A 10,046-nucleotide genomic window follows, 5' to 3' on the forward strand; every position below is an offset into this window, starting at 1 on the left:
ATGACCACGAACATTCCGCTTTACCCCGACCAGTTCACCGAAACGCCGCGCCTGATTGTCAGCCACGGCCGCCAGCGCGTGGCCGGTTTCCGCTATCCCACCGACATCGCCGCGCTGATCCTGTCGAATGATCGCGGCACGGTCGAGGTGCTGCCCTTCATGGGTCAGATGATCTGGTCCGCCCAGTTCGACGGCATGAAGCTGGGCATGGACAGCCAGTTCGACATGCCGCGCCCGGCAGACACCATCATCGGCACCTATGGCTGTCTGGCGTTCCACTCGGGTCTGCTGGCCAACGGCGTGCCTGCGGCCGGCGACACCCATCCCGTGCACGGAGAGTTTCCGACCTGCCGCATGGATACCGCCGCGCTGGAATTGGGCAGTGATGAGCGCGGCGCCTTCGTCCGTCTGACCGGCCAGCGCGACCATATCGAGGGGTTTGGCCCGCATTACCGCGCCACCCCCTCGGTCACGCTGCATGCCGGATCGGCCCAGATCGACTGGACCATGAAGGTGCGGAACAGATCGGCTTTTGCGATGCCCCTGCAATACATGGCCCATGTGAACCCGGCGTTTCTGCCCGGTGCGCGGATCTACCAGCCCGCGCCCTTCACGCCCGACCGCACGCAGGTGCGCGCGGCGGTGCCGGCGCATGTGACGCCGAACCCGGAATATCTGGCGCTGATCGACGCGCTGGCGGCCGATCCGGCGCGTATGCGGGTGCTGGACCTGCCGGAATACGACCCCGAACAGGTGTTTTATATCCGCGATCCCGGCACCGACCCCGAGGGCGTCGCCCATCTGATGCTGCGCCGCCCCGAGGGCGATGGCATCGCACTTGGCTATCGCCCGGATCAGTTCCCGAAACTGGTCCGCTGGGTGCTGGCCAATGGCGACACCCGGGTCGCGGCCTTCGCGCTGCCCGCGACCAGCGAACCCGAGGGGCGGACGGCAGAGCTTGCCAAGGGCAACGTGATCAGCCTTGCCCCGGGGGCCGAGGCCGCCTTCGCGCTGCGCTTTGGCTATGTCACCCAACCCGAGGCGGATGCGCTGGCCGGAATCATCGCGGCCGCAGGGGGTGAGGCATGACCGGTTCGGCGGGACGCATCGGCGTGGTCGGCTCGAACATGATCGACCTGATCACCTATATCGACCGCATGCCCGGCCCCGGCGAAACCGTCGAGGCGCCGGATTTCCAGATCGGCTTTGGTGGCAAGGGCGCCAATCAGGCGGTCGCGGCGGCGCGGCTCGGCTCAAGCGTGATGATGGTCACGCGGGTGGGCGACGATATTTTCGGCCCGCAGCAATTGCGGAATTTTCAGGACAACGGCATCGACACCACGCATGTGCAGACCGCGCCCGGCAAAGCCTCGGGCGTGGCGCCGATCTTTGTCGATGCCAGCGGCGAAAACGCGATTCTGATCGTGAAGGGCGCGAATGCCATGCTGTCGTCGGCGGATGTCGACGCGGCCGAGGCTGATCTGGCGGCGTGCGACGTGATCCTGCTGCAATTGGAAGTGCCGCTTGAGACGGTCTATCACACCATCGCGCTGGCCGCGCGGCATGGCGTGACCACGGTGCTGAACCCCGCGCCCGCCACCCCCGATCTGGATATCGCGCGGTTGAACGGCCTGACGTTCTTCACCCCGAACGAATCCGAGCTTGCCACCCTGACCGGCATGCCGACGGGCGATGATGCCGAGATCCGGGCGGCCGCGAACAGCCTGATCGCCCGGGGCATCGGGCAGGTGGTGGTCACCCTTGGCAGCCGGGGGGCGCGTCTGGTGACGCAGGGCGGGACCGTCGATATTCCCCCCGTGCCGGTCACGCCGGTCGATACCACCGGGGCGGGCGATGCCTTTATCGGCAGTTTCGCGCATTATCTGGCCAGCGGTCTGCCGCCCCGCGATGCCTTGGCACGTGCCGCGCGCTACGCCGCGCTTTCGATCACCCGCCGGGGCACGCAGAAATCCTATGCGACCCGGGACGAGCTGGCGGCGTTCGATACCGAATGACAGAGCCGCCCGGCGGGAGGTATCGGTCGCTACCGTCCGGGCGATGAAAGTTTTGCGGGGTTTCGTCCTTTGCCGGGAGAGCGTCCGGTCGGCGTAACACGTCGCTTGGTGCGCGCAACCCTGACGCATTGCAACACCAGACGGCCATCAGCTTCCTAACCGCCCCGCTGGCATCGGGCGGATCACAGGCGGTTTGCTGAACCTGCGTCACAAGTTCCGGACACGGACAGCGGCGCCCGCTCCCGTGCGGGTTAAACATCGCGGCGAGCCTACCACGGCGCGCGGAAGTTCGGATTTTTGCACGGGTTCACCCTGCCGTCGCGTCCTTCTTTGTTCAAAAGCAAGGAACGGCCGTCTGCGTTCTGTATCTTCAAGCGGTCACATCCTGAGGATTTCAATGCTCGGCACACATCTTTCCCGCTGGACATTGGCGTGGTTCGGCTCGGCTCTCGTGTTCCTGCTGGCGAGCTGCTGCCTCGCCCTGTTCGGAGGCGTCGGCCAAGCGGACTGGTCGGGCGGGGCCGGGCTCGCGCTCGTCCATCTTTTCGCGCTTGGCTGGCTTTGTCAGGTGATGCTGGGCGCGCTGATCCAGTTCGTGCCGGTGCTGGCGGCGCACCCGCTGGCATTGCCGGTGCTTGCGCTGCCGGCGCTGATCGCGACCTCGCTGGGAACGGCGGGGCTGGCAGCGGGATTTCTTTTCCTCGACGGCCATGACGCCCTTGGTCCGCTGTTCCTGACGGGTCCCGCCGCGCTTGCCCTGGGGTTCACGCTGGTCGCGGTCATGGTGGGCGCGACCCTGCTGACCCCTGCGCGCCTGCGGCTTGAAGGGGTCGGGCTGGTGGTTCTGGCCTTCGCGGCCCTCGGCGGCCTTTGGGTCAGCGGCGCGGCCATGGTCCTGACGCTGTCGGGATCGGGGGTCATGGTTGATCTGGGCCAGACCCTGCCGCTCCATATGCTGTTCGGGATCGGCGGCTGGCTGAGCGTCGCGGCTTTCGGCGTCAGCTACAAGCTGTTCGCCATGTTCCTGCTGGCGCCCGAGCAAGGGGGGATTTTGCGCAAAGCGGTGTTTTTCATGGCGAATGCCGCGGTCGCACTGTTGTTGACGGCGTTGGTCCTTGTGTTCACCGGCCGCTCGGCCGGCTGGGCGCTCGCGATTGTCGTGGGGCTGATCCCGCTTAATGCCGGTCTGTATCTTGCGGAAATCGCCCGCCTGTGGCGAAGCCGCCGCCGACCGCTGCCCGAGCCGAACATGCTGTGGAGCCGCGCGGCACTGATCTTTCTGGGGCTTGCGGCGGTCATCGCGCTGCCGGGATGGTATCGCGGCGGCGTCTGGGCCGAGACGGCGGTTTTCGTCGCAATCGTGGGCTGGCTTTCGACATTGACGCTGGCGCAGATGGTCAAGATCGTCAGCTTCCTGACATGGATCCAGATTTTCGCCCCGCGCATCGGCCGCCAGCCCATACCGATGGTGCAGAAGCTGACCGACGCGAAGGCGACAGGGTGGTGCCTGGCGCTGTGGTCGGCGGGGACATTCGCGGGGGCCGTGTCGCTTTTGCTGGCAAGCCCGCTCTGCTTCCGGTTCGCGGCGGCGCTGCTGACCCTTGGCGCGTTTGGGATCATCCGCGAGTTGATCGCGATCCGCCACCTCTCGCATCTTGCACCGACCGAGCGCCCAGCGGCGCTGCCCCATCTGATCCTGCCCTTCAATCCGACCCGACAACCAGCAGAGTCCCATCCATGACCCAACCCGATACCCTTGAATTTGACGTCAGCCCGCTTCTTCAACGCGGCGAGGAACCCTTTGGCGCCATCATGTCCGCCGTCGATGGTTTGGCGCCCGGTCAGGCGTTGCGCCTGCTGGCGCCGTTCCGGCCCGCGCCGCTTTTCAGCGTCATGGCCAACCGCGGCTTCGGTTGCCGGGATTTGCAGCGCGAGGACGGCATGTGGGAGGTTCTGTTCACCCCGGTGCCCGGCGCGACACCACAGCAAGGCATGGCCCCCGGCTCGGCGCTGGACGCCGCGTTCTGGCCCGACCCGGTGCGCGAGCTTGATCTGACCGGGTTGATGCCACCCGAGCCGATGGTGCTGATCCTTGAAGAAGTCACACAGCTGTCGCCGGGCGAGGTCCTGTTCGCGCTGCTTGACCGCGAGCCGATGTTCCTTTTCCCGGAACTTGCCCATCGCGGTCATGAATGGGCGGGGAATCTGGCCAGCTCGGGCGAGGCCTATCGGCTGCTGGTCCGCGTCGGGGTGCATGATGACTGAGCCCCTGGCCGATATCCGGCAGGCGCTGCGCGGCGTTCTGGACCCCGAAACCGGGCGCGATCTGATCGCTATGGGCATGATCTATGACATCCGGTTCGCGGCCGGTACCGCCCATGTCACCATGACAACCACCACGCGCGGTTGCCCGCTGACCGGGATGCTGCGCACCGGGGTCGAGGCGGCGCTGCTTGCGCTGCCCGGGATCGAGGCTGCCGAGGTCACCCTGACATGGGATCCGCCCTGGACACCCGACCTGATCGAGCCGCTGCCGCAATAATCGGCGAAGGGTGCGCGGCCTTGGCTGTTTCAGGCGGCGAGCCCGCGCGGCTGGCGGCGCGTGCGCAGCAACATCGGGCCGTATTCCACGACGAACAGCGTGAAGCCGAGAATCCAGAGCGCGCCCGACGCCTCGATCAACCGGGGCGAGTTTCCGATATCGGCCAACGGCCGCGCCAGCGCCGCCGCGAACAGGCACAGATAGGACAGGACGGTCAGCCGCGACGCGGTCAGCGGCCGCCCGGTATGGCCGCGCGTGGCCCGGGTCATGACCGCCAGCATCATCGTCGCGATCACCCCGACCGTCAGCACATGCAGCGCCGAAACCGGCTGGATCAGCCTAAGGATCGCCAGCGCGATGGCGAAAAAACCAAGCGGCACGAAAGCGTAAGCCAGATGCAGAACCAGCAGCAGCCATTCCGCCCGCACCGCCGCGCCACGCCAGCGTAGCAGCCGCACAGCGTTCAGCCCCCCGGCGATCAGCGCCGCCGGCGCGATCAGCGGCGCGTCGGGCCGGAATACCCAAGCCGCCAGCGTCAGGGCCGAGACGGCGATCACCGCCATGTCGAAACGGTTATAGGCCACGGGCATCGGCCCAAGCCCGCGCTGGTTCAGCCAGTTGCGCGTAAAGCTTGGGATGATGCGGCCGCCGATGATCGTGACCAGCACCACATAGCCCGCGACCGCGCCACGCACCCACAGGCCGAGATCGCCGCCCGTCGCCACCGCGAGGTGAAAGCCGATATTCCCCAAGGCGATGGCCAGCACCCCCGCCAGCACCTTCAGATCGTTCCATTTGCGTCCCCGGATGATCTCGCGCGCGCAAATCCAAAGAAAGACCGGCAGAAACAGCGCATCCAATGCCGAGGCAAAGGTAAGCCCCGTCAGCCCCGCCGCCGCCATCGCGATCCGGCCCGAAAGCCACAGGCCGAACAGCGCGATCAGCGGCGTGCCCGCGACCGGCAGGCTGCCGGTCCAGTTCGGGATCGCGGTCAGCAGGAAACCCGCCAGCACCGCGGGGGCAAAGCCGAAAACCATCTCATGCGCGTGCCACAGCGGCGCGCCGAACCCGCCGCCAAGCGGCAGCCCATGCGCGAGCGCGGCGATCCACAGCGCCATGGCCGCGACCGCCCACATCGCGCCGCCCAGAAAGAAGGGGCGAAAGCCATAGGACCAGATCGCCGCGCCATCCTGTTTCAGCCCGCGCGGGATGCGGGGGCGTTTTGATTCGGTCATCGCTGCGGTTCCTTCGGCAGATCGTCCGGTTTCGCCTCAGCGATAGGGCGGAAACCGCTTTGCTCTTTGCGCTGACGCAAGTAAGCGGCGGTTTCCGCCGACCGAGCTTGATCCCGCTCAATGAAGGACCGGGCCGGATGGGGCAGTATCACCTCAACCGGAGAAGAACCGGGTCTGAGTCAAAGATTTTAATGAAAGGAATCAGCCATGACCTCCATCCCCTTCAGCCGCCGCACCCTTCTGGCCGGCGCCGCCATCGCCGGAGCCATGACGCAGATCCGTCAGGCTGCCGCGCAGACCACCGATGCCGCGAAAGACCTCAAGGAGGTGCTGACCCCGGTGGCCGCGACCGACATCAACAGCCTGCCGCGCGTGCAGGTGCAGCTTGTCGATCCGCCCTTTGTCCATGAGCACGAACAGGTCGCGACAGGCGGCCCGAAAGTGGTCGAGTTCCAGATGACCATTCAGGAGAAGAAGATCACCCTGGACGACAGTGGCGCGACCTATTGGGCCTCGACCTTCAACGGCACTGTGCCCGGGCCGCTGATGGTGGTGCATGAGGGCGATTATGTCGAACTGACCCTTATCAACCCCGAAACCAATGAGCTGATGCACAATATCGACTTTCACAGCTCGACCGGCGCGCTTGGCGGCGGCGCCCTGACCCAGATCAATCCGGGCGAGAAATGCGTGCTGCGCTGGAAGGCCACGAAACCCGGCGTCTTCGTCTATCACTGCGCGCCTCCGGGCATGGTTGCCTGGCATGTGGTCTCGGGGATGAACGGCGCCATCATGGTGCTGCCGCGCGACGGGCTGAAAGGCCGCGATGGTGAGGCGGTGACCTATGACAAGGTCTATTACATCGGCGAGCAGGATTTCTACGTGCCCCGCGACGAAGCCGGCAACTGGAAGGAATATGACACGCCCGGCGAAAGCTACGAGGATACGATTGCGGTAATGCGGACGCTGATCCCGACCCATGTCGTGTTCAATGGCGCGGTCGGGGCGCTGATGGGCGACAATGCGATGAAGGCGAAAGTCGACGAGACGGTGGCCTTCGTCCACAGTCAGGCGAACCGCGACACGCGGCCGCACCTGATCGGCGGGCATGGCGATTATGTCTGGGCGACCGGCAAGTTCAACAACCCGCCGGAACGCGGGCTGGAAACCTGGTTCATTCCGGGCGGTACCGCCGGGCTGATGGTCTATACGTTCGAGCAGCCCGGCGTTTATGCCTATGTGAACCACAACCTGATCGAGGCGTTCGAGCTTGGCGCCGCGGGCCATGTGGTGGTCGAGGGCGACTGGAACGACGATCTGATGACCCAGGTCCTCGCCCCCAGCCCGATCTGACGGCCAAGCCCGGCCGGCCCGGACCCGCGCATCGCGCGTGATCCGGGCCGGATAGCCCAAGAAACGGAGCCGGGCCGTTGCGGCGACAGAACCGCGGCGGCCCCTATTGCAAGGCGGTCCGATCATGCAACTTCCATCCCTGCTTCTGACCGGCGCGGTCGTCGCGCTGTTTGGCGCCTTCCAACTGTTGAAGCCGGAACCGGCGCCGTCGCCCGTCGATATCCCCGCGTTGGTGCGGCTGGAGCCCGCGCCGTTCCGCCACCGTTTGGACGGCGACTGGCGGCGCGACGGCCGTCCCGCCGATGCGCCGATCGCGACGGTGTCGATCGCCGCGCCGGTCGAGATCATGGCGACCGGGGTCAGCAACCGCCAATGGGACGCCTGCGTCGCGGCAGGGGGCTGCACCCCACCGGGTCACGCAACCGACAATCCCGACCTGCCGGTCAGGGGGGTGAACTGGTATGACGCGCAGGCCTATGCCGCATGGCTTTCCGAAAAGACCGGCGAGACCTGGCGTCTGCCCACCGATGTCGAATGGGCCCAGGCGGCGGCGGAACTGTTTCGTGACGACGCCTTGGGTGTCGAGGGCGACCCCGATAACCCCTCGGTCCTGTGGCTGGCGCAATATGCCGCCGAAGCGGCCCGCAGCCGCGATCTCGATCGCGAGATCCGCCCGGTCGGCAGCCTGAATGTGAACTCGCTCGGCGTCCGCGACATCGGCGGAGCGGTCTGGGAATGGACCTCGACCTGCCTGCGCCGGGGCGAGATCGACGCGGCCGGAAACGTCCTGCGCGAAAGCGACAGTTGCGGCATCTATATCGCCGAAGGACTGCACCGCGCCGCCATCGCCGATTTCGTGCGCGATCCGAAATCGGGCGGTTGTTCGGTGGGCGTGCCGCCGGCCAATCTCGGCTTCCGCCTGCTGCGCGAAACGGGCTGAACCGGGCAAGGGGCCGCCCAGCCGAAAAGAACAGCTTTGCTTTGCCGTGCTTTTTTGGCACCTAGGGGGAACCCAACGGTAAAGGCTGCCCCCGCGTGGCGATCGACATTTCTCATGTCCGCAATCTTCCCTTGTTCCGCCATATGGAGCCGGCGGCGCTGACGCGCCTGATGATGCGCGCCACGCCGCGCCGCATCGAGAAGGGCGATACCGTCTTTGAACAGGGGGCCGAGGCGGTTGCCTTCTACCTTCTGCTCCACGGCCGGCTGAAGGTCACTCAGGTCACGCCCGACGGCCAGCAGGTCATGGTCCGGGTGGTCCATCCCGGCGATCTGTTCGGCTTCGCGCGCGCATTGGCGCGCACCGATTATCCGGGGACCGCCAAGGCCGCGGTCGAGTCGCTTGTCATCTCATGGCCGATGACGGATTGGGACACCGTGGTTGAAAACAACCCCCGCCTTGCGATCAACGCCATGCAGACCATCGGCCAGCGTCTGGATGAGGCGCATACCCGCCTGCGCGAAATGTCGACACAAGAGGTCGAGCGCCGCGTCGCCCATGCCGTGCTGCGGCTGGTCGAAAAGGCGGGCCGCATCGAGGAAGCCGGAACCCGCATCGACTTTCCGATCACCCGACAGGACATCGCCGAGATGACCGGAACGACATTGCACACCGTTTCGCGGCTTCTTTCCGCGTGGGAGACGCGGGGGCTGGTCGAGGGCGGGCGGCAGAAGCTGACCGTCACCGATGCCGACGGGCTGGCCCGGATCGCTGACCCCGACGACTGACCCGGTGTCCTCGCACGGCGGCGGAATGCCGGAGACGGCGGCGCGGCTCAGGTCGGAAAACCGTTCATCGCGACGGTCTTCGCCCAACTGTTTGCGATCGCGCAAAGTGCGGTGGGTGATTCCCCGTTAAACCCTTGGGCAACGGATCGGCGTTCCGATCCGCATGACCGGAGATATGATATGAAACTCGTTACCCTTCTCGCCGCTCCCGCTTTCCTTCTTGCGCTGGCAGGGGCGGGCCTTGCCGCCGAACACGAAGTAAAGATGCTCAACAAGGGCGCCGCCGGCACGATGGTTTTCGAGCCGGCCTTCGTGAAAGCCGAGCCAGGCGACACCGTCCGCTTCATTCCCACCGACAAAAGCCATAACGTCGAGAGCATCAAGGAAATCCTGCCCGAGGGCGTCGAGCTGTTCAAAAGCAAGATCAACGAGGAATACACGCTCGCCGTGACCGAGAAAGGGCTTTACGGGGTGAAATGCACGCCGCATTTCGCCATGGGCATGGTCGCGCTGGTTCAGGTGGGCGACGCGCCGACCAATCTGGATGCGGCCAAGACCACGAAGATGCCGAAAAAGGCGCGTGAGCGCATGGATGCCGCAATCGCCCAGGTCGAATGAGCGCAATCGAGGGCGGGAGGCATGTCAAGCGTTACGGCATGGGCGGCACGAACGGTCGCCCATGCCGTTGGCAAAAGCCGGAAGGCGGCTGTTGAACCGGCCGTCTTGCCTCGCTTGACGCGTGCCAAAGGTCTGAAATCCATCCACCTTGGTTTTAACCCTGAGCCCCAGGGTCAGGACTCGTTCGTGTTGCATCGCCGGAACAATATGATTGCGGTGATGGCGGTTGCCGAGAGGAAGACCTTTCGGCATCTGTCGTATCGGCTGGCAACGCGCCGCCCGTCCTTGAGACGACCGAACGTGATCTCGATGCGGTTGCGCGGTTTGTCACATATTTGATGGGTTTCTTACGGGCGGGGAGCCGCCGATCGCTGCATCCCGCAAAAACTACCGCAATGCGGACATTGCGGACGATTGCTGGACTGTGGCATTTCGCGAATAGAACAAGGATGGGCCGGAGGTCGGGGGTGCAAGCAGCTCGTATATGGTTTAGGTCATGTTGACAAATGGCGGATCCAGAGACGGATGGACGTGATATCAATGAAGCCGAGGAAG

10 protein-coding genes and 1 pseudogene are annotated in these 10,046 nt (G+C 65.6%); 9 read left to right on the top strand and 2 right to left on the bottom strand.

What is annotated here, in order from left to right; all coding sequences use genetic code 11:
* The 5 genes from ACFSCT_RS09500 to ACFSCT_RS09520 all read left to right on the top strand — a co-directional run bounded on the left by ACFSCT_RS09500 (position 1) and on the right by ACFSCT_RS09520 (position 4,557).
* On the top strand, positions 1 to 1,089 hold the full coding sequence (locus ACFSCT_RS09500; protein WP_379142222.1) for a DUF4432 family protein: 1,089 nt from the start codon (positions 1 to 3) through the stop codon (positions 1,087 to 1,089).
* A complete protein-coding gene (gene rbsK / locus ACFSCT_RS09505; protein WP_379142223.1) occupies positions 1,086 to 2,015 on the top strand; it encodes a ribokinase in 930 nt (309 codons plus the stop codon). The genes ACFSCT_RS09500 and rbsK overlap by 4 nt, the downstream gene beginning before the upstream one ends.
* Positions 2,016 to 2,412: 397 nt before the next feature.
* Positions 2,413 to 3,756 carry a hypothetical protein gene (locus ACFSCT_RS09510; protein ID WP_379142224.1) on the top strand — a complete coding sequence of 448 codons (1,344 nt, stop codon included), beginning with the start codon at positions 2,413 to 2,415 and terminating at the stop codon, positions 3,754 to 3,756.
* Positions 3,753 to 4,280: a DUF2249 domain-containing protein gene (locus ACFSCT_RS09515; protein ID WP_379142225.1), complete on the top strand. Its 528-nt coding sequence runs from the start codon at positions 3,753 to 3,755 to the stop codon at positions 4,278 to 4,280. The genes ACFSCT_RS09510 and ACFSCT_RS09515 overlap by 4 nt, the downstream gene beginning before the upstream one ends.
* Positions 4,273 to 4,557 carry a metal-sulfur cluster assembly factor gene (locus ACFSCT_RS09520; RefSeq protein ID WP_379142226.1) on the top strand — a complete coding sequence of 95 codons (285 nt, stop codon included), beginning with the start codon at positions 4,273 to 4,275 and terminating at the stop codon, positions 4,555 to 4,557. Before ACFSCT_RS09515 ends, ACFSCT_RS09520 begins: the two co-directional genes overlap by 8 nt.
* A gap of 29 nt (positions 4,558 to 4,586) precedes the next feature.
* Here ACFSCT_RS09520 and ACFSCT_RS09525 read toward each other — a convergent pair whose 3' ends face one another.
* On the bottom strand, positions 4,587 to 5,792 hold the full coding sequence (locus tag ACFSCT_RS09525; RefSeq protein ID WP_379142228.1) for an NnrS family protein: 1,206 nt from the start codon (positions 5,790 to 5,792) through the stop codon (positions 4,587 to 4,589).
* 207 nt (positions 5,793 to 5,999) lie between these two features.
* Here ACFSCT_RS09525 and nirK point away from each other — a divergent pair, with 207 nt between their 5' ends.
* The 4 genes from nirK to ACFSCT_RS09545 all read left to right on the top strand — a co-directional run bounded on the left by nirK (position 6,000) and on the right by ACFSCT_RS09545 (position 9,491).
* Positions 6,000 to 7,145 carry a copper-containing nitrite reductase gene (gene nirK / locus ACFSCT_RS09530; RefSeq protein WP_379142229.1) on the top strand — a complete coding sequence of 382 codons (1,146 nt, stop codon included), beginning with the start codon at positions 6,000 to 6,002 and terminating at the stop codon, positions 7,143 to 7,145.
* A gap of 124 nt (positions 7,146 to 7,269) precedes the next feature.
* Positions 7,270 to 8,085, top strand: coding sequence for an SUMF1/EgtB/PvdO family nonheme iron enzyme (locus ACFSCT_RS09535; RefSeq protein ID WP_379142230.1), 816 nt, complete (start codon positions 7,270 to 7,272; stop codon positions 8,083 to 8,085).
* A 95-nt stretch (positions 8,086 to 8,180) separates the two neighbouring features.
* A complete protein-coding gene (locus tag ACFSCT_RS09540; protein WP_379142231.1) occupies positions 8,181 to 8,873 on the top strand; it encodes a Crp/Fnr family transcriptional regulator in 693 nt (230 codons plus the stop codon).
* A gap of 180 nt (positions 8,874 to 9,053) precedes the next feature.
* Positions 9,054 to 9,491, top strand: coding sequence for a pseudoazurin (locus ACFSCT_RS09545; protein ID WP_379142232.1), 438 nt, complete (start codon positions 9,054 to 9,056; stop codon positions 9,489 to 9,491).
* Positions 9,492 to 9,664: 173 nt separating this feature from the next.
* On the opposite strand, the pseudogene ACFSCT_RS09550 reads toward ACFSCT_RS09545, so the two are convergent.
* Positions 9,665 to 9,817, bottom strand: a pseudogene (locus ACFSCT_RS09550) (hypothetical protein); the annotation flags it as partial.
* Between the last annotated feature and the right edge of the window lie 229 nt (positions 9,818 to 10,046).

Source organism: Paracoccus pacificus, from assembly GCF_042680785.1.
GTDB classification, from domain to species: Bacteria; Pseudomonadota; Alphaproteobacteria; order Rhodobacterales; family Rhodobacteraceae; genus Paracoccus; species Paracoccus pacificus.